Annotated in this window: 23 protein-coding genes; 6 read left to right on the forward strand and 17 right to left on the reverse strand. The window is 62.7% G+C overall.

Features of this window, described 5'->3' with window-relative positions; translation table 11 throughout:
* Positions 1-64: 64 nt before the first annotated feature.
* Positions 65-2,866 carry a DNA translocase FtsK 4TM domain-containing protein gene (locus RIG82_02900; GenBank protein MEQ9459891.1) on the forward strand — a complete coding sequence of 934 codons (2,802 nt, stop codon included), beginning with the start codon at positions 65-67 and terminating at the stop codon, positions 2,864-2,866.
* 46 nt (positions 2,867-2,912) lie between these two features.
* Positions 2,913-3,509: a hypothetical protein gene (locus tag RIG82_02905; protein MEQ9459892.1), complete on the forward strand. Its 597-nt coding sequence runs from the start codon at positions 2,913-2,915 to the stop codon at positions 3,507-3,509.
* Position 3,510: 1 nt separating this feature from the next.
* Here RIG82_02905 and RIG82_02910 read toward each other — a convergent pair whose 3' ends face one another.
* From RIG82_02910 to hemC, 7 genes are all read right to left on the reverse strand, one after another.
* Positions 3,511-4,125 (reverse strand): hypothetical protein, encoded by a 615-nt coding sequence (locus RIG82_02910; protein MEQ9459893.1) that lies wholly within the window; start codon positions 4,123-4,125, stop codon positions 3,511-3,513.
* The gene (locus tag RIG82_02915) at positions 4,122-4,676 is read right to left on the reverse strand and encodes an ArsR family transcriptional regulator (GenBank protein MEQ9459894.1); all 555 of its coding nucleotides are present in this window, start codon (positions 4,674-4,676) and stop codon (positions 4,122-4,124) included. The genes RIG82_02910 and RIG82_02915 overlap by 4 nt, the downstream gene beginning before the upstream one ends.
* Before the next feature lie 124 nt (positions 4,677-4,800).
* A complete protein-coding gene (locus RIG82_02920; protein MEQ9459895.1) occupies positions 4,801-5,586 on the reverse strand; it encodes a hypothetical protein in 786 nt (261 codons plus the stop codon).
* A gap of 4 nt (positions 5,587-5,590) precedes the next feature.
* The gene (locus RIG82_02925; GenBank protein MEQ9459896.1) at positions 5,591-6,484 is read right to left on the reverse strand and encodes a YicC/YloC family endoribonuclease; all 894 of its coding nucleotides are present in this window, start codon (positions 6,482-6,484) and stop codon (positions 5,591-5,593) included.
* 33 nt (positions 6,485-6,517) lie between these two features.
* Entirely contained in the window at positions 6,518-6,889 is a 372-nt protein-coding gene (gene secG, locus RIG82_02930) for a preprotein translocase subunit SecG (GenBank protein MEQ9459897.1), read from the reverse strand.
* Positions 6,890-6,943: 54 nt separating this feature from the next.
* The gene (tpiA, locus tag RIG82_02935) at positions 6,944-7,705 is read right to left on the reverse strand and encodes a triose-phosphate isomerase (GenBank protein MEQ9459898.1); all 762 of its coding nucleotides are present in this window, start codon (positions 7,703-7,705) and stop codon (positions 6,944-6,946) included.
* 97 nt (positions 7,706-7,802) lie between these two features.
* Positions 7,803-8,768: a hydroxymethylbilane synthase gene (gene hemC / locus RIG82_02940; protein MEQ9459899.1), complete on the reverse strand. Its 966-nt coding sequence runs from the start codon at positions 8,766-8,768 to the stop codon at positions 7,803-7,805.
* A gap of 123 nt (positions 8,769-8,891) precedes the next feature.
* Here hemC and RIG82_02945 point away from each other — a divergent pair, with 123 nt between their 5' ends.
* A complete protein-coding gene (locus tag RIG82_02945) occupies positions 8,892-9,104 on the forward strand; it encodes a CDGSH iron-sulfur domain-containing protein (GenBank protein MEQ9459900.1) in 213 nt (70 codons plus the stop codon).
* 9 nt (positions 9,105-9,113) lie between these two features.
* Here the strand turns inward: RIG82_02945 and RIG82_02950 are convergent, their stop codons facing one another.
* From RIG82_02950 to RIG82_02965, 4 genes are all read right to left on the reverse strand, one after another.
* A complete protein-coding gene (locus RIG82_02950) occupies positions 9,114-9,497 on the reverse strand; it encodes an RNHCP domain-containing protein (GenBank protein MEQ9459901.1) in 384 nt (127 codons plus the stop codon).
* Positions 9,498-9,768: 271 nt separating this feature from the next.
* Positions 9,769-10,548 carry a class I SAM-dependent methyltransferase gene (locus tag RIG82_02955; protein ID MEQ9459902.1) on the reverse strand — a complete coding sequence of 260 codons (780 nt, stop codon included), beginning with the start codon at positions 10,546-10,548 and terminating at the stop codon, positions 9,769-9,771.
* Positions 10,549-10,643: 95 nt separating this feature from the next.
* Positions 10,644-14,594, reverse strand: coding sequence for a DNA polymerase III subunit alpha (gene dnaE, locus RIG82_02960; protein MEQ9459903.1), 3,951 nt, complete (start codon positions 14,592-14,594; stop codon positions 10,644-10,646).
* Between the two features lie 89 nt (positions 14,595-14,683).
* Entirely contained in the window at positions 14,684-15,655 is a 972-nt protein-coding gene (locus RIG82_02965; GenBank protein MEQ9459904.1) for a site-specific DNA-methyltransferase, read from the reverse strand.
* Between the two features lie 145 nt (positions 15,656-15,800).
* On the opposite strand from RIG82_02965, the gene RIG82_02970 reads away from it, so the two are divergent.
* The gene (locus RIG82_02970; GenBank protein ID MEQ9459905.1) at positions 15,801-16,058 is read left to right on the forward strand and encodes a ferredoxin family protein; all 258 of its coding nucleotides are present in this window, start codon (positions 15,801-15,803) and stop codon (positions 16,056-16,058) included.
* 98 nt (positions 16,059-16,156) lie between these two features.
* On the forward strand, positions 16,157-17,140 hold the full coding sequence (locus RIG82_02975; GenBank protein MEQ9459906.1) for an NAD(P)-dependent oxidoreductase: 984 nt from the start codon (positions 16,157-16,159) through the stop codon (positions 17,138-17,140).
* Here the strand turns inward: RIG82_02975 and RIG82_02980 are convergent.
* Genes RIG82_02980 through RIG82_03005 form a run of 6 tightly spaced genes read right to left on the reverse strand, consistent with a single transcriptional unit; the run spans position 17,104 to position 22,572 of the window.
* Complete coding sequence (locus RIG82_02980; protein ID MEQ9459907.1) at positions 17,104-18,057, reverse strand: hypothetical protein; 954 nt, start codon at positions 18,055-18,057, stop codon at positions 17,104-17,106. The genes RIG82_02975 and RIG82_02980 overlap by 37 nt on opposite strands.
* Complete coding sequence (locus tag RIG82_02985; GenBank protein ID MEQ9459908.1) at positions 18,054-19,097, reverse strand: hypothetical protein; 1,044 nt, start codon at positions 19,095-19,097, stop codon at positions 18,054-18,056. The genes RIG82_02980 and RIG82_02985 overlap by 4 nt, the downstream gene beginning before the upstream one ends.
* The gene (locus tag RIG82_02990) at positions 19,094-19,852 is read right to left on the reverse strand and encodes an ATP-binding cassette domain-containing protein (protein ID MEQ9459909.1); all 759 of its coding nucleotides are present in this window, start codon (positions 19,850-19,852) and stop codon (positions 19,094-19,096) included. Before RIG82_02990 ends, RIG82_02985 begins: the two co-directional genes overlap by 4 nt.
* A 6-nt stretch (positions 19,853-19,858) precedes the next feature.
* Positions 19,859-20,716 carry an ABC transporter permease gene (locus tag RIG82_02995; protein ID MEQ9459910.1) on the reverse strand — a complete coding sequence of 286 codons (858 nt, stop codon included), beginning with the start codon at positions 20,714-20,716 and terminating at the stop codon, positions 19,859-19,861.
* Positions 20,717-20,722: 6 nt separating this feature from the next.
* A complete protein-coding gene (locus RIG82_03000; GenBank protein MEQ9459911.1) occupies positions 20,723-22,267 on the reverse strand; it encodes a mechanosensitive ion channel family protein in 1,545 nt (514 codons plus the stop codon).
* Positions 22,264-22,572 (reverse strand): hypothetical protein, encoded by a 309-nt coding sequence (locus RIG82_03005; protein MEQ9459912.1) that lies wholly within the window; start codon positions 22,570-22,572, stop codon positions 22,264-22,266. Before RIG82_03005 ends, RIG82_03000 begins: the two co-directional genes overlap by 4 nt.
* A gap of 114 nt (positions 22,573-22,686) precedes the next feature.
* On the opposite strand from RIG82_03005, the gene RIG82_03010 reads away from it, so the two are divergent.
* On the forward strand, positions 22,687-23,601 hold the full coding sequence (locus RIG82_03010) for an HDOD domain-containing protein (GenBank protein MEQ9459913.1): 915 nt from the start codon (positions 22,687-22,689) through the stop codon (positions 23,599-23,601).
* Positions 23,602-23,643: the final 42 nt, after the last annotated feature.

The following is a 23,643-nucleotide window of genomic DNA, read 5'->3' on the forward strand; positions in this document are numbered from 1 at the left end:
AGTAGGGGGAGTCGCCGATAATGTTGTGGTGCGCCCGTGATGGGCGGGAAGGACCTAAGTACTGATGGCTGCGAAGCGGAAGACGAAAGCGGATGAGGGGTCGGGGTCGTTGGCGGTGCCGGTGATTTTGTGGCTGGTGGGGGTGGTGTTGGTGGTGCTGCTGGGGGTGTCGCTGGCGAGTTATGACGCGATGGACCCCCCCACCATTGCCGAGGGGGTCACACGGGATGAGGTCAAGAACCTGGCGGGGCCGATCGGGGCTTATCTGGCGCACAAGGCTTATCTGATGCTGGGGCCTGGGGTGTGGATTCTGGTGGCGGGGTTGGCGGCGTATCTGGGGTTGCGGGGGTTTGGGGTGCCGGTGCGTCATGTGGCGCTGCGTGGGGTGGGGCTGGTGTTGATGGCGGTGGCGGGGAGTGCGTTGGTGGCGGCGGCGACGCCTGGGGGGATCACGGGGCCGGCTTCGGTGCCGGGGCCGGGGGGGTTGTTGGCGGCGGTGATCTCGATGGAGCTGACTGGGTGGTTTTCGCTGGTGGGGGCGGTGCTGATCCTGGGGTTGGTGTTCTGGGTGGGGGCTATCGTGACGGAGGAGAAGCTGGCGGTGGAGTGGCCGCTTCGGTTGATGGGGCTGAGCTGGCGCGGGGCGCGGGTGGGGGTGCCGGTGGCGTTGGGGGCGATGGGCGGCGCGGTGGGTGCGTTGGGTGAGATGACGCGGCCTAGGGAGCGGGGTGCTTCGCCACTGGAGCGGATGCGTGAGGCGTCGAAGAAGCGGTCGGCTGCGGCGCGGCAGAAGCGGAAGGGTGAGGTCGTCGAGGACGAGGATCATATTGATGAGGATGCGGGCGGGTTTGCGGGGACGCACTCCTTCGATCCGGATGCTGAGGAGGTGGGGTACGAGGACGACGAAGAGGAGTACGAGTACGAGGATGAGGAGGAGGACGAGGAGTACGACGAGGATGAGGTCGAGGGGGGTGCGGATGATGAGGAGGATGACGTCGAGGATGAGGCGGAGGTCGCGGAGGCTTATCTGTCGAGTCGGAAGAAGTTTGATCCTGATGAGTTGCGGGCGAAGATGGCGCAGCTGCCGATCAACTTTGCGCCGAAGCAGCGTAAGAGCAGTTCCCCGCCACGGGAGATTGATCTGAAGGGTTATCAGTTCCCGGGGATGGATATTCTGATGGAGCCGGAGGGTGATTTCACGGCGGAGCAGGAGGCGATTGTTCGTGAGCAGGCGGTGGACCTGGAGAAGGCGTTGCAGCAGTACCGGATTGAGGGCGAGGTGGTGGGGATTGATTCGGGTCCGGTGATCACGCTGTTTGAGGTTCGGCTGGCCCCCGGGACGAAGGTCTCGCGGATCCAGGCGGTGGATTCGGATCTGGCGCGGGCGTTGAAAGCTCAGAATATTCGTGTGGTGGCGAACATGGCGGGGAAGGACACGGTGGGGATTGAGGTTCCGAATCTCAAGAAGGAGCGGGTGAGGCTCAAGGAGTTGATGCAGGGTTCGGAGGATCAGACGCGGAAGATGAAGCTGCCGATGTTCCTTGGGAAGGATGCTTCGGGGACGCCTTTGGTGTCGGACCTGGCGGCGATGCCTCATGTGCTGATTGCGGGGACGACGGGTTCGGGCAAGTCGGTGTGCATGAACGCGATCATCATGTCGTTTTTGTATACGAAGCGGCCGGATGAGCTGAAGCTGGTGCTGGTGGACCCGAAGATGGTGGAGATGTCGATGTATCGGGACATCCCTCACCTGATGTGTCCGGTGGTGACGGAGATGGCGAAGGCGGCGTCGATTCTGGAGTGGGCGGTGACGAAGATGGACGAGCGGTACGAGCTGCTCGCGGAGGTGGGGGTTCGGGATATCTCGAGTTACAACGAGCTGGGTTGGGAAGAGATCAAGGAGCGGATGGAGCCGGGTAGTGAGGCGGAGGAGGCGCGGATCCCGAAGAAGCTGCCTTACATCGTGTTTGTGATTGACGAGCTGGCGGACCTGATGATGACCAACAAGGAGGTGGAGGGAGCGATCGTGCGTGTTGCGCAGAAGGCACGCGCGGTGGGGATTCACCTGATTCTGGCGACGCAGCGCCCGCAGGCGAATGTGGTGACGGGGCTGATCAAGTCGAACATGCCGTCGCGGATTGCGTTCAAAGTGGCTTCGGGAATGGACAGCCGGATTGTGCTGGATCAGAAGGGTGGGGAGTTGCTGCTGGGGCATGGGGACATGCTTTATCTGTCGCCACGGTCGAACAAGCTGACACGGGCGCAGGGTTCGCTGGTGGAGGACGCGGAGATCCGGGCGGCGTGCAAGTTCATCAAGACGCAGGCTCAGCAGAACTTCGAGCCGTCGCTGGTGCAGTTACGGGGTGAGGTGGATGCGGACCTGAGTGAGCGTGATCCGATGTTTGACGAGGCGGTGAAGGTGGTGATCGAGTCGAATCGCGGGTCGGTGTCACTGATTCAGAGGCGGCTGAATATTGGTTATGGGCGGGCGTCGCGGATCATTGAGGTGATGGAGGCGTCGGGGATTCTGGGGGGCCACAAGACGGCCCAGGCCCGAGAGGTGAATATTTCGCTGGATGAGTGGGAGGCGATGAAGGCTCAGGCGGAGGCGGATGCGGCGCTAGAGGAGGTCGAGGGGGCGGAGTTAGCGGACGAAGAGGTGGAGGAGGACGGGGAGGCGATTGAGTACGAGGACGAGGAAGCTGATGAGGGGGATGGGTCCGAGGAGGGTTATTGGGAAGAGGATGGCAGTGAGCAAGAGGAAGAGGACGATAGCGAGTGTGATGAAGCGTCGTCTGAGGACGGTGAGGATGTTCTCGCCGAGGACGACGCAGAGGACGATGACTCACCGCCTCGGCGTGCTTGAGATGTGACGCTCGCGGCGGGAGGTCTTACGAGGCCCGCTGCCCGAGATGATTCTTGTCTGGCTAGCTCTGGTCTTCACGATTGCTCTGGTGACGTTCACCGGTGGGGTGTTTCTTGCCTTTCATCCGTTGCATCAGTGGTCGCATCCGATGCGTGGGGTCGCGCGGGTGTTGTCGGTGGCTTTGTTTGTGGCGTTCGGGCTGAACGTGGCGGCGTGCTGGTCGTCATCGCAGACGATTCGGTCTTACTGGCGGGCGCAGGCTACTTTGGTGTCGGAGATTTACCCGGAGGTTGAGACCTACGCGAGGAATCATCCGGAGCGTTTGGTGCCGGCGCGTTGGGTGGGGAGGACGATGGAGCCGGTGTTTGAGGGGGGTGTGCGGCCGTTGTCTTATGGGTATGTGGAGGTGCAGGGTTTTCGTGGTGGCGAGAATGATTACCGGTGGGTGGCTTTTACGCCTGAGCCGTTCTATCAGCCAGCGTGGTCGTTGTGGAAGCCGTTGGGGGATCGGACACGTCTGGTGTTGCTGGCGTCAGGTAGGTTGTTGTGGTTGACGGAGCAGCAGTTTCAGGAGTTGCGGCCAGACATCGCGACGCCACAGGGTGGTGAGGGGCTGGCATCGGTGAGTAGCGGGCGAGATTAAGTCAGGCGGAGAGCGCGACCGGGGTGGGGGTAAGTGAGTTTTTGAGGAGGGGTTTGCGAATGAGTTCGCGGGTACGGACGACGCCTACGAGGGTAAGTCGCGCTTCGAGTCGTGTCTGGGTTTGCCAGATGTGGTCGAGGACGGGGTCGAGGGGCTGGGGTGCGGTGGACCATACGCCTTGGGTGGTGTCGGGCCAGGGGAGAGGTTGGGCGGCGATAAGGAAGCCGTCGCGGGTGTCGAGGGTGCGGGACCACATGGGTGCGGTGAGCCATTCGCGGAGGTCGGTGGCGGTGGCGAAGACGGAGGCGTGGGGTCGATCGAGGCGGTCTTGTGCGGCGGCGATGTCGATGGCGGAGGTGGCATTGATCTGGGCGGGTGCGAGGCCGCGGATGAGGTCGCCATCGGAGGTCATGGCCTGGGTGAGTAGGTGAGGGAGAAGGCCATCGGGTGTAGCTTCGAGGGACCAGAAGCCGCGTTCGCCGAGGCGGACGAGTTCGAGTCCTGGGTGGAGGCGTTGGGCGAGGGCGTCGTGGTCGGCGGTGCCGATCCAGAGGGTGCGTTCGTAGCGTTTGCCGGTGACGGCGTGGTGGATAGGTGTCTGGGTTTGGGTGGTCATCTGGTTGCCTCCTCTTTGGTGGCACCGGCGGGGGTGAGCCAGCGGCCGACCTGGTCGCCCATCTGGAAGAGTCTTCGGACGGCCCCGCTGGGGAGCCGCCGAAGTCGTGCGTACCAGTCGTTCATGGACTCGACCATACCGAGGAGCTGTTCGAGTTGTTCCTGGGTGTGCTGGCTTTCGCGGCCGGAGATGCGGGCTTCATCGACGCAGTCGCGGAGGGCTTCGAGGGTGGGGTCGAGCTCGCGTTTTTTTCGTTCATCGAGGATAGCGAGGCACATGGCCCAGACGTCCTGGACGGCGACGAAGTGGTCGCGGCGGTCGCCCATGACGTGGACGACTTTGACGACGTCCCATCCCTGGAGTTCGCGGAGGGAGTTGGAGACGTTGGAGCGGGCGACTTTGAGGGTGGCGGCGATCTCGTCGGCGGGGAGCGGGCTTTCGGAGACGAAGAGGAGGGCGTGGATCTGGGCGACGGTGCGGTTGATGCCCCAGCGAGTGCCCATTTCCCCCCAGTGGAGGATGAAGCGTTCGGTGGCGGGGGTGAGGTTCATAGCTACAGTTCTTTCTGTTGTGACAGAAAGAACATACATAACGATCGGCCGGGTGTCCAGTGTTGTTGATGTGGTGAGAAAAACATCAGTTAATTTATAATATAAAACTATTATTGACTGATGTTTATAGCGACGATGAGTTGAGAGGTTCGAGGGTGATGGCGGGATCAGCGGCTTGGTTGAGGGGTATTGTGTCCCCGGTAAGTCGTTGGCGCTCTGCATGCCAGAGGAGGAGGGGGCCTTCGGTGAGTCCGAAGTTGGGGCCTTCATAGGTGGCTCTGAGTGCTTCGAGGGGGGCGGTTTCGATGGTGAGGCTGAGGGTCTGGCCATCGCGGAGGACGGTGAGGCTGAGGATGGAGCCGGGGGGCTGGCTGCGGGTGTGGGCCTGGAAGTCTTCCATAGTGGATCCCTCTTCGAACCATTCGCCAGCGAGTTGGACGACGAGATCGCCTTCGCGGAGGCGTTCGTGGCCGGGAAGGCCGGGGAGGGTGCGGATGACGGAAATTCCGGCGCGGGGCTGGCCATCGATCTCGATGGAGGGGGCTTCACGTTGGATGATGCCGATGGAGCCTTCGCCTTCCCAGGCGAAGTTTTCGCGGATGAGGCGTTGGACGAAGTGGTGGTGGGCGACCTCGATTAGGCGGTGCTTCTGCTCGGGCGTGGTGGCCTGAGTCATGAGTTCGTGGAGGCGTTGAGGGTCGATGCGGGGGTTGGTGAGGAGTTCGCGGGTGGCGGTGTCGCGGACGGACCAGTCGTCATCATCAAGCCGGGTGAGGATGTCGCGCGGGGCGAGGGCGACGGTGTCGGGGTTGGCCTGGAGGGGGACGCCACGGGGCTGGGCAAGAGTTGTAGAGATGATGAGCAGTGAGAGACAGGTCAGGCGAATGATGAGTCGGGTGGTGACGGTCATGGGGTCACTCCACGTTCTGGACCTGTTCCTTGATGCGATCGATGGAGCTCTTGATTTCGACGACCGCCCTGCTGATGGCGCCATCGTTGGACTTGCTGCCGATGGTGTTGGCTTCGCGGAGGAGTTCCTGAGCGAGGAAGTCGAGTCGTCGGCCGACGGGTTCACCGTCGCCTGTGGTGACAAGTTTCTCGAACTGGCCGAGATGTCCTGAGATGCGTGAGACTTCTTCGCTGATGTCGATGCGGTCGGCGTAGATCGCGACTTCGCGGAGGAGATCGACTTGGGCGACATCGAGTTCGGCGCGGGCGAGCATCTGATTGACTCGTGTTTTGAGGCGTTCGTGGTATTCCTCGGCGACGTGGGGAGCACGATCGCGGACTTCGGCAAGGCGGTCGATGATGCTCTGGCGGATTTCGAGGAGTTCGACGGCGAGGGTGCTGCCTTCGGTGGCGCGCATGGCTTCGAGCCGGTCGGCGGCGAGACTCATGAGGCGTTGGAGGACGGGTGCGGAGTGTTCGGCGAGGTGTTGCTCGGCTTCGGAGGGCTGGAGGACGCCTGGGAGGGTGAGGAGTTGGGTGAGGTCGACCTGGACAGACTGGCCGTCGACTTTGGAGCGGAGGGTTTCGAGGTGTCGGATGTATTCGAGCAGGGCATCATCATTGATGCGAGACATCGCCCGGGCTTCGCTGATGCGGTGGAAGACGGTGAGGGTGATGGAGCCTCGGCTGAAGCGTTGGCGGAGTCTCGATTCGAGATCGGATTCGCGTTCGGCGAGTTCATCGGGGAGTCGGATGAGGCTTTTGAAGTAGCGGTTGTTGACGCTCTTGATTTCGACGGCGTAGTGGACGCCATCGGCCTCCTCGGAGGCGCTGCCGAAGCCTGTCATGGATCGGATCATGCGTTGGCCAATGGGGGGTGAGAGTGCAGGCGGTTATTGAGTGGGCGTAGGTGTTGAATCGGGTTGGGCGGGAGCTGTTTCGGGGGCGGTTGAGGTGGCAGGGGCTGTTTCGGTGATGGCGGGGGGCGCGGCGATGCTGCTGATTTCTGCGGCGATGGACCATTGCATGCCCATGGCGAGGAAGATCCAAACGACGAAGAAGCCGACGGTGATCCAGGTGAGGACGTCGCCGATGGAGGCCCCGAAGACGGCTGCTGCGTCGGTGGAGGCCCCGCCAAAGGCTCCTGCCAGTCCGCCGCCTTTGGGGCGTTGGATGAGGACGACCATGGTCATCACCACGCCGACGGTCAGGAAGCCGACCATCAGGGCGGTGGTGAGGGCGGAAACGGCGATCAGAGGAATCACAGGGTCACTCCGTAAGGTACGATTGATGAGTATAGCCCGATTTGAGGTCGGGTTTTAGATGGCGGCCTTGATGATGGCGGCGAAGTCGTCGGCTTTGAGGGCGGCCCCGCCGATGAGTCCGCCGTCGATATCAGGCTGTCCGATGAGGTCTTTGGCGTTGGCGGGCTTCATGGAGCCGCCGTATTGGATGCGGACGGCCTGGGCGACCTGGTCGTTGTAGAGGAAGGCGAGGGTTTTCCGGATGGCGGCGTGGGCGGCCTGAGCGTCCTGGGGGGTGGCGGTCTTGCCGGTACCGATGGCCCAGACGGGTTCGTAGGCGAGGGTGATGCTGGCCATCTGCGAGGCGGTGACGCCTGCGAGGCCGAGGGAGAGCTGGCCGGCGTTGATGGCGTCGGTCTGTCCGGCTTCGCGCTGTTCGAGCTTCTCGCCGATGCAGAGATCAACATCGAGCCCGGCTTCGAGGGCGGCGAGAACTTTTTCGTTGACGAGGGTATCGGTCTCGCCGATGACATGGCGTCGCTCGGAGTGACCGACGAGGAGGGTGGAGACGCCAGCGTCTTTGAGCATGGAGAGGCTGACTTCGCCGGTGAAGGCACCGTTCGGCTGGGTGTAGGCGTCCTGGGCCCCGAGGCGGATTTTGGACGGTGCCAAGGCTTCGGCGACGGGGAGAAGGTAGGGGAAGGCGGGGAAGACGGTGACCTCGACGCCAGTGAAGGTGTCGGCCTGGGCGGCGAGGCCCTTGGCGAGAGCGATGGCCTCATCGTGGTGGAGGTTCATTTTCCAGTTACCGCCGACGGTGGGCGTGCGGGTGGACACGGCCGGTCTCCTAAATCAGGGAGTGTTTTAAGATAGCCACGGGCCCGGGTGGCCTTGGCGGGTAATGCACTATATCGGATCGTGTGACGATCCTGAGTCAAGCTGGGGTTGGGCGTGTGGGCGTGGGTTGGGTGGCTAAGAGGCGGTCGACTCCCTGGTCGAGGAGAGTGGTAATGGCTTTGGCGACGACGCGACGGAGGGATTTGGTGTTGGCTTGCTCGTCGAGGTAGAGGCAGGTGGTGCCGTTGGCGTCGTAGACCTGGGCTCGGAAGCGGAACTGGCCGGGGTTGATCTGCTCGGCGAGAACGGCGACGGGGAGGTTGCAGTCGGCGTTGATGCCGGCGAGAAGTTGGCGTTCAGCGTGGACCTCGGCGGCTGAGACGGCGTTGTTGAGGGGGAGGCAGCGAGTGAGGGCGACATGGTCGTCGGACCGGATAACGAGGGCGATGGCACCCTGGCAGGCGGCGGGGAGGATGTTGTCGGTCGGTATGGGATGCTTGAGGTGATCGGCCAGCCCGAGGCGTTTGAGGCCGGCGGCGGCCATGAGGGTGAAGGTGATGCCATCGTGTCCATCGTTGACACGTTGGAGGCGTGTGGGGACGTTGCCGCGGAGGAGTTTGACGTTGAGGTTGGGACGAAGGCGGAGAAGTTGGGCACGGCGTCTTGGGCTGCTGGTGCCGAAGACGGCGTCGTTGGGGAGTTCGGCGATGCTCGTCGCGCCGTTGGGTGCGATGAGGACATCGCGGGTATCGTTGCGTTTGGGGATGGCGGCGAGGGCGAGTCCCGGGGTGTCTTTGGCGGGCAGGTCTTTGAGGCTGTGAACGGCGATGTCGGCGGCACCGTCGAGGATTTTCTGGTCGACGGCTCGGGTAAAGAGTCCTTTTCCGCCGGCGTCGTTGAGGGCTCTGTCGGCGAGGCGGTCGCCGTGGGATTCGATCCAGAGGAACTCGACGGTGAGTTTGGGATGGAGCTTGGCGAGCGCAGCGCCCACGCGTTGGGCTTGAACACGGGCGAGGTCACTCCCACGCGAGGCGATGACAATAGGCTTACGGCTGCGTCGCACTCACTACTCCAAGAGGCGGGGCGTACTATAACGCCTGGGCCTGGTTTGTCAGGCATAAATGCAGGGTTTATTTGAGCTTCTGCATGAACTCAACTCATCTGGAAAGGTATCACGATGGCAAGAATGATTCGACATGAGGCGACGGGTCCGATTGAGGTTCCGCCACAGGACAAGAGTGTGTGGGTGTGTGCGTGCGGACTGAGTCAGAACCTGCCGTATTGTGATGGGGCGCACAAGGTTTGTCGTCAGGCTGAGAAGGAGGCTTCGGGGCAGGTGCATGTTTACAGCAGGGACCGGACGAGGGTCGTGCGGATTGAGGAGGATGAGGAGGCGTAGGCGGTCAGGTCATGGATGACCTCGGGGTCTGCCAGCTATCGGCAGGTGATCAAGGGGGAAGGGAGGGCGTGCGAGGGGCCGGAGGGCGAGTTGGAGGAGGGCGAGCTCCTGGTCGTCGCCGGCGATGCGGTTGGTGCGGAAGGTGTTGCAGGCGGTGCAGCGGTGGATGAGGCACCATTCGCCGTCGTCGCGTGTGTGGATGGCGATGGGTTCCATGGGAGCGCGGCAGGTGGCCTGTCGGTCGCCGATGGCCTCGTCGACGTGACGTGACCAGAGGCAGAGGGGGCAGTGGTTGCGGTGTCGGCTGCCTCTGGGGTCGCCAGAGACGTGCATACGACAGCGGATGCAGGTGAAGCCGTCGTCGTTGTCACGGCGTTTATTTCGTGATGACATGGAGGCTTTCCGTGGCTCATCGGCGGAGTGATCGCGCCGTGGGATATCGATGAGTCCGATGAACGTGCGGAGTTAACCCGGCTACGAGCTGGCTCGGAGCGGACCTACAGCTCGCGACGATGTCGGGTGCTGGGTAACCGGGTTGTGCCTCAGGCAGTGGCCATATGATTTGAGCGTAACTCGGGATCGATGGGGAGACAAGAGAAAAGTCAGGACGATCGCGGAGGTTTGTGGTGACGGTGAGATGCGATCGTGGTGTGGTCGGTTTGCGTCAGGCAGCGTGGTTGGCGGGGGCCTGGGGGGTGATATTGGGGATGTCTTCGATCCGCCAGAGGGCCATATCGCGTCGGCGGTAGCCCCAGGCTGAGTCGCGGATGGAATGGCGGGGTTTGGGGAGGTTGAAGGGTTCGGCGGTGAGGTTGATGGGGAACCAGCGGCCGGTGGCGATGTTGATGTTGGTGCCGCGGGGGTGGGTGGTGGTGAGGAGGTAGGTGCTGCCTGAGTTTTTGATGGCGGCGAGGGCTTTGGCGACGTTCTGGAAGGAGAAGTGGAAGAGGCAGTCGCGGCAGACGATGATGTCGACTTTGGGGAGTTGATCTTCGAGGAGGTTGATGACCTCGAAGCGTCGGCGTGGTCCGGCGTGCTGCTGGCGGTTGGCGTGGATCAGGGGCTCGACGATGTCGGCACCGAGGTAGTCGACGCCTGCGAGGTCGACGGTGCGCATCCAGTGGAAGTCGCCACAGGGGAGGTCGAGCATCGAGGTGATGTTGAGCTTGCTTATGAGTTCGGGGAGGTTGTTGCGGAGCGAGCGGGTGTAGAAGAGCGTCGAGCCGGGGCCTGAGCGGGACTCGTCGTTGCCCCAGTGGTTACGGGTGTAGTAGTCGGTGAAGATTCCGGCCACGGGGCGGGCTTCGGTGTCGGACGTGGCTCGGGGCGCGTCTTCGACCCGGCGGCTCAGGCGTTCGTGGAGCCACCACTTTGAGCCAGCGAGGATTTTACGAAGTGAGTAGGGGCAGAGGTCTTTGATGCTGCGGGTCAGGGTCGATGGCATGGGGTTTCCTCGCGGGTGGTTCCCTGAGGATCGGCCATGGCTGCGTGGGAGCCGTTGCGGGAGATGGGAGGACCGGTAAGAACCGGCTGCGAGGATCAGTAGCGATCGATGCTGGCGCAGATTTCGCTGTCCTGGACGGAGGAGGCCATGGCGAGTTTGGGGGTGGTGTCTTGGGCGGCGACGTAGCGGTGGGTGCTGGTGGTTTCGGAGGCGCGGAGGCGGGGAGCACCCATGAGGGTGCAGGAGCCGGTGGCGCAGGTGGAGCGGTTGATGATCCCGCGGAGGGCTGAGGTGAGGTGTTCATCGACGGCGACGCGGAGGCCGGGGAGTCGGAGGGCGATGGTGGTGGTGGTGTCGCGGAGCGAGAGGTGGACATCGGCGGCGGCACCATTAGCGCGGCGAGCGGCCTGGCGGAGGACCTCGCGGATCTCGGCGAGGGTCTGTTTGTAGTCGCCGGCGTGACCGTTGTTGATGGAGGAGTCGGGGATGAGTTCGATGAGGACGGTGCGGGTGAGGCGCGTTTCGGCGAGGTCGGCGGGGATGACCTTATCGACGATGATGTTGGGTTCTTCCCGGCGGCGATCGACCTTGCCGATGAGGTAGACGACCTCGTCGGCTTCGAGGAGGGGTGCGACGAGGTCGTAGGTTTTGGGGAAACAGACGGCATCGATCGGTCCGGTATGGTCCTCGATCGTTAGCATCGCCATTTTTTCCTGTTTGGCCCGGGTGACGGTGGTTCGGACGCGGGTGAGCATCCCGCCGAGGATGATCTCGACGCCTTCGGCGAGGTCGGCGATCTCGGCGGTGGTGGCGGTACCGAAGCGAGCGATGGCGTCGCGGTGTTCGTCGAGAGGGTGGCTGGAGACGTAGAAGCCGAGAACTTCTTTCTCGAAGGCGAGAGTTTCGCGTCGAGCCCATGGTGCGGTATTAGGGAGTTGGGCCTGGGCGGCCTGTGTGGTGTCGGCAGCGGGCCCGCCAAAGAAGTTCATCTGACCAGAGGCGCGGTCGGCGGCGGCTCGTTTGCCGGCGACGACGGCGTCGGGCAGGGCTTCGAGCATGGCGGCGCGCTGGTCCTGTCCGTGGAGTTCGTCGAATGCCCCGCATTTGATGAGGGCTTCGATGCAGGTTTTGTTGACGGCGTCGAGGGGGACGCGTTCGCAAAAGTCGTGGATGTTCTTGTATGGCCCGCGTTTGGTTCGCTCGGTGATGATGGCGTTGATGGCCTTTTCACCAGCGCCTTTGACGGCGGAGAGTCCGAAGCGGATGTGGCCGTGGTGGGGTGCGCGGGCCTCGGGTCCGGGTTCGTCGGCGTCGTAGACGACGGTGAAGCCGATGTCGGAGCGTTGGATGTCAGGCTGTTTGACCTCAACGCCTCGGCTGCCATCGGGGAGGGCGAGTCGTCGGCAGGCGTCGATGTATTCAACGACCTTGTCGGTGCTAACGGATTCGTAGGTGAGCACGGCGGCCATGTACTGGATGGGGAAGAGGGTTTTGAGGTATGCGGTCTGGTAGGCGACGATGGCGTAGCCGGTGGAGTGAGATTTATTGAAGCCGTAGCCAGCGAACTTGAGGATGAGGTCGAAGAGTTCGCCGGACTGTTCTCGGGGCAAGTCTTTCTTTTCGGCGCCGTCGAGGAAGGCCTCGCGGTTGGCGTTGATGACCTTTTCTTTTTTCTTGGAGATGGCTTTGATGAGGGTGTAGGCCTGCCGGAGTGGGATGCCGCCCAGTTCGTGGACGATCTGCATCACCTGTTCCTGGTAGACCATGATGCCGTAGGTCTCGTTGGTGAACTTCTCGACGATGGGGTGTTGTTGGGGGACTTCTTCGCGGCTGTTTTTGCGGTTGTTGTAGTTGGGGATGAGCTCCATGGGGCCGGGACGGTAGAGGGCGTTGGCGGCGATGAGGTCTTCGAGTCGGTCGGGCTTCATAGCCATGAGGAGGTTGCGCATGCCCCCTGATTCGAACTGGAAGACGGCGGCGGTTTCGCCTCGCGCGAAGAGCTGGAGGACTCTGGGGTCGTCGTATTCGAGTCGTTCGAGGTCGAGGGGGTCCCAGGCGGGGTCGTCGATCTGGCCGGTGCGGTCGGGGCGAGCGGCGGCGGCGCGGGTCTGGTCTTCGGAGAAGGACTGGCGGATGAGGGTCTTGGCACGCTCGATGATGGAAAGGGTGCGGAGGCCGAGGAAGTCCATCTTGAGGAGGCCGACGCGTTCGCAGGTGGGTCCGTCCCACTGCGTGACGATCTGTTCGGTGCCTGCGGGTTGGTAGAGGGGGACGATGTCGTCGAGGGGTCGGGTGGCGAGGACAACGCCGGCTGCGTGGACACCGGCGTGACGAGCCATGCCTTCTAGCCGCCTGGCCGTGTCGATCATGCGGCGGTGCTGATCGGAGTTGTCGTAGAGTTTTCGGAGTTCGGGTTCCTGGTCGAGCGCTTTGTCGAGGGTGGTGCCGAGTCCGTCGCCGACGAGTTTGCAGACCTTATCGACTTCGGCGAGGGAGACATCGTGGACGCGGCCGACGTCGCGGATGGCAGCGCGGGCCTTGAGGGTTCCGAAGGTGATGATCTGGGCGACGTGGCCGTACTTGTTTCGGACGTAGTCGATGACGCTCTGTCGGCCATCCTGGCACATGTCGATGTCGATGTCGGGGTATTCGGAGCGGTCGGGGTCGGTGAAGCGTTCGAAGAGGAGTCCGTACTCGACGGGGCAGGCGTTGGAGAGGCCGAGGACGTAGCCGACCATGGTGCCGACGCCTGAGCCACGGGCATTGGCGGGGATGGCGTTGGCACGGGCGTAGTTGACGAAGTCCCAGACGATGAGGAAGTAGGCTGAGATGGATTTGTCGGCGAGAATCCCGAGTTCGCGGTCGAGGCGTGCGCGGATCTCGTCGGTAATGCCGTCGGTGCCGTAGCGCCAGATGAGGCCAGCTTCGCAGAGGTCGCGGAGGGCTTTGTCGCACTGGGTTTTAAGGTCATCGGCGGAGAGTTTGGCATCGCGGGTGGCGTCGAAGGGTAGGAGTTCGTACTGGGCGCAGACCTGTTTGAACCAGGCGGTGGTGCCGGGGGCAGGGGCGTTTTTGGCTTTGAGGGCTTTGTCGGCCTTGAAGGCGATGTGGACGACGGGGGCATGGCTTTCGGAGAAGTCGAGATCGACGTTGCAGCGGTCGGCGATCTTGAGGGTGTTGTCGAGGGCTTCGGGGATGTCTTCGAAGAGGGCGCGCATCTCGGCGGGGCTCTTGACGTAGATCCCGCGAGGGTAATGGAGTCGGTTTTCGTCGGTCTTGATCTTGCCCATCGAGATGCAGCAGAGGGTGTCGTGGGCGTCGTAGTCGGATTCGAGGAGGAAGTGGGCGTCGTTGTCGCAGACGAGGGGGATGTCGAGTTTGCGGGCGATTTTGATGACGTGGGGGTTGATGTCGTCCTGGAGTTTTTCTTCGTGGCGCTGGAGTTCGAGGAAGAAGCGGGGTTCGCCCTGATCGTTGACGCCGTAGATGCGTTTGTGCCAGGCGGCTTCGTCGAGCGCGCGTTGGAAGTGGGCTTTTTCGCCGGTCTGGACGTGTTTTACCAGCCAGTGGGCGACCGAGGAGCCGAGGTGTCCGTTGATGGTGATGATGCCTTCGGCGTGCTTCTCGAGGGTGGACTTGTCCATTCTCGGTTTGAAGTAGAAGCCGTTGATGTAGGCGTCGGAGGAGAGCTTGAGGAGGTTGTGCCAGCCGGTGAGGTCCTCGGCGAGCATGACGAGGTGGAATCCGCCATCGGCGACGCCGGTGAAGTTACGTGAGGTTCGGTCGGAGGGTGAATCGACATCGGGGGCGACGTAGGCTTCGATGCCAAGGATGGGTTTGACGCCCGCGTCTTTGGCTCGGGTGTAGAACTCGACAGCGCCGAAGAGGTTGCCGTGGTCGGTCACGGCGACGGCGGGCATGCCGAGTTCGGCGACCCGTTTGACGAGGCGGTCGAGCCGGTTCCCGCCATCGAGGAGGGAGTACTGGCTGTGGAGATGGAGGTGGACGAAGCCGTTGGAATCGGTGATGGAGGGGGCGTTGGCCATCCCTGGCGAGCCTTTCGAGGGTGTTGAATCGTGACTGATTCAATCACTTTAGCAGGCGGTTCAGGGTGCGCGAACGGTCATGTCAGAGATCAGATCGTTTGGGGCTTTGGCTTGCGCGAACGCGGTTTTGGGGATGTTCCGTTGATCTGGGTCTCGACGGCGTTAATGCGTTTCTGGGCGAGTTTGGCGTAGTCTTTGCCTTGTTCGCAGCCGAGGTAGTCGCGGGCGAGGCGTCGGGCGACGGCTAGGGTGGTGCCGGAGCCGGTGAAGGGGTCGAAAACGAGGTCGCCGGGGTTGGAGGAGACTTTGATGATGCGTTCGAGGAGGGCTTCGGGGAGTTGGCAGGGGTGGAATCCAGAGCGTTCCTTGAAGGTTCCGCAGAGGCGAGACTGATACCAGGTGTCGAGGTCGGCGTCGAAGTGACCGCCCTGCTCGGTTTCGGCGGCTTCCTGGGGGCGGGTGTACCAGTGTTCGGTGTCGGGGTAGCGTTTGAGGTACCAGGTATCGTCGGGGAGTTTGCCTTTGGGGTTGGCGCGTTTGTCTGCGTAGGTGGTCTGGCGGGCTGAAGGGACGGCGACTTCGTCGTAGTGGAAGGTGAAGGTGTTTTTTTTGCCGAGGTTGCTGAGGGGTTTTCCGTCATTGCCGACGGAGGCTGAGCCGACGCAGTAGAAAAGGTGGGCGTGGGAGCGGTTGAACTTGAGCTTGCAGCGTTGGCCGAAGGTGTAGTGCCAGACGATCCAGTTGCGGAAGAGGAGTTGACGGTCGCTTTGGAGTTTCTTGAGGTGGACGCGGAGTTCGGCGGCGTACTCGTCGCCTATGAGGATGTAGAGGCTCCCGGTGGGGCTGAGCAGGCGGGCGCAGGCATCAACCCACCGACAGGTCCAACCGACGTAATCGTCGTCTGATCGTTTGTCGTGGTATTGGTCACCGTAGTCGAACCCGATGTTGTAGGGGGGGTCGGCGAAGATGAGGTCAACGGAGTCTTGCGGCCAGCGTGCCATGGCCTTGAGACAATCCTCGGTGACGAGCTTGTTTCGGGGTATCTGGGTCGGCTGCGGCATCGGGGCAGGATACTCGGGGGGGTTGGTGAAGGGTGCGTTGGAAAGAGCACTAAATTTGTTGGCGTTGCCGGGTTGGGGATCGTACCTATACTGCTAGATCACCAAGTGCCCGCGTTGTCGGGTGGCTTCTGGGAGGTATCAGGCTATGCCGCATATTATTGCTGAGCCGTGCATCGGGACCAAGGACACCGCCTGCGTGGCGGTCTGCCCGGTGGACTGCATCCATCCGACATCGGACGAGACTGAGTTTGAGGGCGCCGATCAGCTCTTTATTGATCCCGACACCTGCATCGACTGCGGACTATGCGTGGACGAGTGCCCGGTGAAGGCGATTTTCCCTGAGGAGGATCTGCCGGATGAGTGGGCTGCGTTCATTGAGACAAACGCTCAGTACTACGCTTAACCCCCATTCTGCGCAGCGTCTACGCGCTGCTCGCTATCTGTGGGTACCCTAAAGGGGTCGAGTATTCGGCCTCTTTTTTCTGCGCGTGAGGGTCTGCGATGAGTGAGATGTCGATGCCGAAGGTTGTGATCAGCGAGACGCTCAGTGCCGAGCCTGCGGCGTGGCTTGGCGAGCGTTGTCGTGTGGTGTGGGCGATGCACGATTCGGCGTCGTTCGATGGTGAGTTGGCGGATGCTGAGGGACTGGTGGTTCGGACGTACACGATCGTGGGTCCGGCCTTGCTTGATAGGGCTCCGAAGTTAAGGGTGGTGGGTCGTGCGGGGGTGGGTCTGGACAACATTGATCTGGAGGCATGCCGGTCTCGTGGGGTTGAGGTGGTATCGACACCGGATGCGAACAGCCAGGCGGTGGTGGAGTATGTGCTGGGGTTGATGCTGGATGCGTTGCGGCCGAGGGTTGATCTGCCGGAAGATGTGGACGCGCCGGGGTACCACCACATGCGCAAGAAGCATGTGGGGCGGCAACTGGATCGGATGACGCTGGGGATTCTGGGGTTTGGTCGGATTGGTCGTCGGCTGGGGGAGGTGGCGCACGCGATCGGGATGAATCTGCGGGTGTGCGATCTGCTGCCTGAGGCTCAGATGCGGGAGGCGGTGGAGTATCCGTTTCGGTTTGTGGGGCTAGAGGAGCTGCTAGGTGAGTCTGACATTGTCAGTGTTCATGTGGATGGGCGGCAGTCGAATCGTCATCTATTGAATACGCGAACGCTGGGTATGCTTCGGGATGACACGGTGCTGATCAACGCGGCGCGGGGCATGCTGGTGGATCAGAAGAGCTTGGCGGCGTGGGCAAGTGCGCATCCGGAGGCGCGGGTGGTGTTAGACGTACTGGACCCGGAACCGCCTACGGCGAATGAGAGGCTGCGTAAGGTCTCGAAGAATGTGCGGATTTTGCCTCACCTGGCGTCGCGGACACATGAGGCGATGGAGAACATGTCGTGGGTGGTCCGGGATGTGTGGGCGGTGCTGGAGGGTCGGGAGCCGGCTTATTCGGCGATGGGTGATTCCTCGTCTGGGGACTGATCCTGTCGATCGCGTAGAGCGATGAGGGCCTCGCCAGCGAGTCGCAAGCGGGTGGCGTCGCCGGCTTCGCGGGCGGTGGCAAGGGCAAGGTGCAGGGCTTCGGCGGCTTCGGCGTCGCGTCGCTGGGCCATGAAACTCATCCCGGCACGCAGCGCGCGATCGGCGGCGAGGTCGCTGCGGACGGACTCGGCGTAGACCCGGGCGGCGCGGTGGAGTGACTGGGCCATGGGGAGGTAGCCTCGGGCTTCGCGCCAGCGGTCCGCTTCGAGGTCGTAAGCGATGCTGGCGCGATCGAGGTCGCCGGATTCATAGGCGAGTCGTCCTTCGAGACGGAGGGTTCGTGCGGCACCGGAGGGTTGACGGAGTAGCGCGGCGATGGCGGTGGCGTCGTGCCAGGCGAGTTCGGCTTTCGCGGGACGGCCGAGGTCGAGTTCGGCGTGTCCGGCGATGACGTAGGCGTCGAGGCGTTGGTCATCGTCGGTGGGGATATCGCTGGTGAGGAGGGGCTGGATGGTGAGGATGGCCTGCTCGGAGCGGCCTTCGCGGAGTTCAGCGGCGGCGCGGAGCAAGTGGAGTCCCGCATGGCGGAGGCCCAGTCGTTGGGCGGCAAGTTCGGCTTCATCGAGGATGATCCCGACTTGTCGTGAGCGCCCCGAGGCGATGAGTGCGCGGGTGGTGCGTTCCGCTGCGGTAATAAGGCGGGTGGCATCGTCGGCGAGTCTCGCGCGTTCGAGGCTGCGTTCGTAGAGTTCGGCGGCCCGTGCCGTGTCGCCACGCTGCATAGCCTCTTCGGCGAGCTCGATGATCTGGCGATCGTAGGCATCGATGGGGTCATCGTTGGTGACGGGCCGATTCGATTGGCAGCCGGTAATAATGAGAACCAGCCCAAGGGCAAGGGGCGTTCGCAAGTTTGTCATCGGCGACTCCCGATGAGGTCGACGGCACCCCCAGCAGCCTCGGCATCGTGGCGAGGGTCGGCGTCTGCCCCGCCAGGGCCTGTGACGAGCCAACTGTTGCGTAGGGCTCGGCTGAGTTCTTCAACTTCGCGAAGTGTGGCGCGGAGCTGGACCAGCGAGCCGGGGGCATCGCGGAGTTCTTCGCCGAGGGTGTCGGTGATGGACTGAAGGGACTGGATGACGTCTTTGAGTTCGGTGAGGTTGCCTTGGATGAGCTCGATGGTTCCAGCGGATTGTTCGGCGAGTTCGGGGAGGTAGGCGAGTTGCTGATCGATGCCTCGGACAGTGGCGGTGGCGGTCTGGACGCCTTCCGTGGCGACGGTCATGAGCTGGTCGAGGTTAGCGATCATGCTGTCCATACGTTGACGAAGGGCTTCGAGTGTGCCAGCGAAGTCGTTGTCGTCGAGGGCGGTCGAGACCTGCTGGAGGTCGTGAGTGATCTGGTCGGCGGCGGTGATGATGCGCTGGTATCGGCCATCGGGATCGCGGAACTCATGGGCGATCTGCTCGTAGGCCTGAGCGGCGGAGGCAATGGTGGCGAGGGTGGACTGGAGCTCGCTGGGGAGATTTTCGACGGAGGGGTCGGCAGCAGCGAGGAGTGCGAGTGGCTCGCCTTCGGCGAAGGTGGTGCCGGTGCCGGCACCGATGTCGAGGTACGTGTCTCCGCCGAGGACAAGGGTCTTTTTGATGCGGACAGGTGCATCGACGGTGACGAGTTGGGCGAGATCCTGTCGGACGCTGCCATGGGCGACGAGCCGGTCGCCAGCGACGCGGATGGTCGAGACGTTGCCGACCACGATGCCAAGGGCCTGGATCTCGGCGCCCTGGCGGAGGCCGAAGGCGCCTTCGTGGGGGAGTGTGATGGTGATGGGCACGTTGGAGGCAAGCCACCCGCCTCGGGCCCCGGCGGCGAGGACGATGAAGAACAGGAGTAGCAGGACGCCGACGACGAACGCCCCGGTGATCGGGCCGGCGTAACGCTGGACGACGGGCGTGCTCATGAATCACCTCCCAGCGGGCCGGGTCCGGGCTCGACGGTGAGTCCGGTGCCTTCAACTCGTCCCAGCTTATCGGGAAGCATGCCGGGGAGGTCAATCGGGACGGGACGGTCCGTGATCCAGATGATGGTGGCCCCTTGTTCACGCAGGGATCCCAGGGCGTGGGCAAGTCGTGGGGCGTCGCTGACGTTGAGTCCCTGAAGGGGGCGTTCGAGGATGATGAGTCGGCGCGGCCCGAGGAGGGCTCGGACCCAGGCGACTTTCTGTCTGGTTGCTTTTGGTGCCTGAGACACCGGCGTCTCGGGTAGGCGGGGGATGTCGAAGACTTCGCAGAGCCGTCGGGCCTCGTGGATCATGGTGCGTTCGGGCATGAGGCGGTGATAACGGGAGGCGAGGTAGACATTCTCAGCGAGAGTGAGCCCGCTGACCCATCGCTCGTTGTCGAAGACCCGGCCAACTTGGCTTCTTAAGCGGCTAATTTTAGAGGGTGAGAGATCGCGCCATTGCATGCCGTCGAGGGTAATCGTTCCCCACATCGGGCTGATGAGCCCGAGGATGGCGTCGGCGAGAGGCAGTCGAGGGTGTCCTTGCTCGGTCTGGACGATCATCATCTCGCCAATGCCCAGCTCGAAACTTACGCCAGAGAGGGGTGTGTCGTGACGCTCACTGGCGGGCAAGTCGACGGCATCGAACACGAGGCGAGCCGGGTTGGCGTCGTGCTCGATGGCGGACTGAGTGTCTTGTCTTAGTTCGGCCATGGGTGATCAGATGTAGATGGTCAGAGACACGAATGCGGAGACGACCAGGAGTGCGGCCATGCAGCGGACGAAGGCTTCGCGGGCTGCGGTCGCGACGCCAGCGGTGTCGCCGGTGATCTGGAGACCGGTGACGCAGCAAATGGCACCGGTGAGCATGCCGGTGAGGAAGGTTTTGGCGAGGAAGTTGAAGACGTCGATCAACTCCAGGGACTGGAGGATCTGGTCAGCGAAGGTGACGAGTCGTGAGGGGTCTGACGTGAGTTCAAGGGCGAGGAGTCGCCCGCTGCCGATGCTGACAACGAGAACGATGAGAGTCAGGCAGGTGACAGCGAGTCCGGTGCCGAGGATTCTGGGGACGATGAGATAGACAAAGGGATCCACGCCTTGAGCATCCAGCAGGTCGATCTCGCCGAGCATCTTCATGTTGCCGATCTCGGCGGTCATGGACGTTCCGCTTCGGCCGATGACGAGCATGTTCGTGGCGAGGGGTCCAAGTTCGCGGACGACCGACATCACCAGGAGAGGTCCGAGCAGGGAGGTGTGTCCAAGACGGTCGAGCCATTGCTGGGCCTGAACGACGACGAAGACGCCGATGCCCAGCGCAACCATGATGGCAAAGGGGACGGCGGTGACGGCGGTCTTGAAGAGCTGTCGAGCGAGCTCCTGGCGGACGGCGTGGGTCCAGGTTGATGGACGAACACAGAGGGCGACAGTCGCACCGACGGCGGCGAACATCATCAGCCCCCGAACAACCTGTCGAAGAAGGAAGGCGATGGGGTAGACCAGCCCGCGAAGCAGGTCGGCGATGACCGGCCGTGAGCTGGTGGGCAGCAGACGCATCAGCGAGATGGCGATGGTCCTCATGGCGTTCTACTTGGTCTGCTGAGCGTCTTGGGGTGTGTCGATGGGGTTGCCCGCGGCGTCAAGTTCGTTACCGAGGTCGTCTTTGCCGAAGTCGACGGGTGCGGGGCGATTCTCTTTCCAGGGCTGGCCCTCGACGATCTGACGGGCGGCGCGCATGCCCTGAGCCATGGATCGGCGGTCCGAGTTGCGTTGAGGTTTGTCGTGCTGACCGTACTGCGGAGGTTGTTCTTCTTTGTAGAGATGAACAGTGGTAGTGGGGAACGCAAAGCTCACGCCGATGGTGTCGGCCAGGCGAACGATATCGACAAGCAGTCGTTCGCGTTCGCGCAACTCGGTGCCCCAATCGGGGACCTCGAAAAAGAGGTAGAGGAGAATATCGATGCTGGAGCTGTTGAACTCGTTGACCCAGACGTGGTAGTAGTCCTTGCGCGTGTAAGGGTGCTGTCGGATGAGTTCGCGGACGCCCTCGGCCATGGCGAGGAGTCTGTCTGGCGGGGTGTCGTACTGGAGGCTGAGGACTGATTTCCATCGGCGGTACTTGCGGCGACCGTAGTTGTCGACAATGGCTCGGACGAGGTTGGCGTTAGGGACGGTGATCTGTGAGTTGTAAAACGTGCGGATGCGGGTGGATCGGAAGCCGACCGCCTCGACCATGCCCTCGTGGCCGTCGATGACGACCCAGTCGCCGATATCGAAGGGTCGGTCCATGAGCACGGCGACGGAACCGAAGAAGTTTTCGACGGTGTCTTTGGCGGCAAAGGCGAAGGCGACGCCGCCGATGCCCAGAGAGGCGATCAGCGGCCAGACCTCGATGCCCAGCGAGTTAGCGAGGTAGAGCAGGCCGATGGCAACGACGAAGATCTTGAGGGTCTTGCGGACCAGCGGGATGATGATGTCATCGAAGCGGGTCGCGGTTTTCTCGGCTTGTCGTGCGAGGTATTGGCCAATGAGATCCACAACACGCCAGGCTGACAGGGCTCCGGCGAGAACAGCGAAGACCGCGAGCGCCCCGCTGGCGATCTCGTAGACGGCTCCCTCGAACTGGAGGAAGTTCAGGGTGAGTTGGCAGAATACGGCGGCGGCATAGAGACCGAACGGCCGCATGGTGCGGCGGAGTTCTTCGCGACGTTCTTTTTGGTCGGCTCCCGACAGGCGACGGCGGACGAGAACACGGAAGGCGAGTTGGACAGCGAAGTCGATGATGACAGCGGCAAAGATGAACAGGAACAGCCATATCCACTGCCAGTAGGCGAGGCCGAGGAGTTGACGGTCGATCAGCGTTGGCGGGGCGACCACCTCGATCCATTCCTGGGCGAGCTTCCAGCGGGGGTCATCGGGCTCAGGAATTACCTTGACAACCGGACCTGAACCGTCCTCCTCGACGGAGGATTCTTTCTGTCCGGGATCGGTGTCGGTCTGCTGGACCTCTTGGGCAGAGTCTTGAGCCGCATCGAGGTTGGGTTGCTGGGCCTGAGCGACCACGCCAGCGATGCCAGCAAGGGCGAGCATCACGCAAAGGATGACGACAAGGCGGTAAAGGAACTGGTTCATCGGATGATTCGCACGTTCTCACGCCCATGATCATCAGGCGGCAGGGGTTGATTGGGAATAATGCCGATGGCCTGAAGCAGGCTGTTGATGCCCGCGAGCAAAGCAGCCAACAGACTCAAAACGATGTAGGCCACCATACCGACAAGGACCGCAGTCAGAAACAGGGCGATCAGGGGCAAAACAACCACCAGGGCGGCGAGGAGGATCGACACCGAGAACGCCCAGTTTGCCCGAGCCGCACGACCCCACGGGTTAGTGGGTGTGCTGAGATTTTGATAGCGGAACCCCCAAGGCATCTCAGCCATGCTAGACCTCCCCACCCGACCCCGCAACGCGGGTGGTCAGGCAGGGCTGGTCAAGCCGGTGGGTGTGAGCGTCGATGCCGGTAAGGACCTTCACATCGGATAGGGAAACATCAGATGAGCACAGCCAGCAGCACCAAGGCCCAGGCCACGCCGATCGCGGCTCCGATCAATGAGGCAGAGAAAGCCGCAGAGCCGGCGATCCGTGAGATCAGCCATATCGCCACCCTGCCAGAGATCACGATCCGGATCATGGACCTGATCGATGATCCGTCGGCGACGGCGGCGGACCTCAACAGCGTGATCGAGAGCGATCCGGCGCTGGGGGCTCGGATCCTGAAAGTCGTCAACTCGGCGTTTTACGGCGTTCCGGGACAGGTGGCTTCCATCAACCGAGCCATTGTTCTGCTGGGATTGAATGCGATCAAGAACATCGCGATTGCAGCGAGTCTGACCAAGCTGTTCCGAGGCGGGAAGATCGCTCAGGAGTTCGATGCCAGGGACCTGTGGCTGCACAGCACGGCCACAGCGGGTGCATCGAGACTGATCGTCAACGAGTTATCCATGGGTTACCTGGACGAGGCTTTCCTGGCAGGGCTGATCCACGATCTGGGGCTGATGGTCGAGATTCAGGCCCGGCGTCCAAAGTTCATCCAGGTTCTTGAGCAGGTTTTGGGTGATCCGGATGTGAGCCTGCGTGAGACGGAGCAGAAGGTATTTGGGGCGACGCACGAGGACTTCGGGCGCGTGCTGGCGCGGTCGTGGAAGTTCCCGCAGACACTGATCAACGTCGTGGGCGGGCATCACGACCCGGAGCAGTACAGCGGCGAGGAGGCCTTGCTGCCGACGATCGTCGCGGTGGCCGATAGCCTGGCTGCGAAGGCTGGCTACGGGTTCACACGCGGCGAGGAGGTCGCAGAGCCGAAGCCGGAGTGGCTGGCCACGCTGGGGCTTTCTGACGAGGCCTTAGCGAGGATCGAAGAACAACTGCCCGAGGCATACGAAGAAGCCTCGACGCTGATGAAGGGCTGAGAGGCCCGAGCGAATCTCTCTTTTCCCTCCGGGCGGCGGATC

The sequence above is a fragment of the Phycisphaeraceae bacterium genome, from assembly GCA_040222855.1.
GTDB lineage: Bacteria > Planctomycetota > Phycisphaerae > Phycisphaerales > Phycisphaeraceae > Mucisphaera.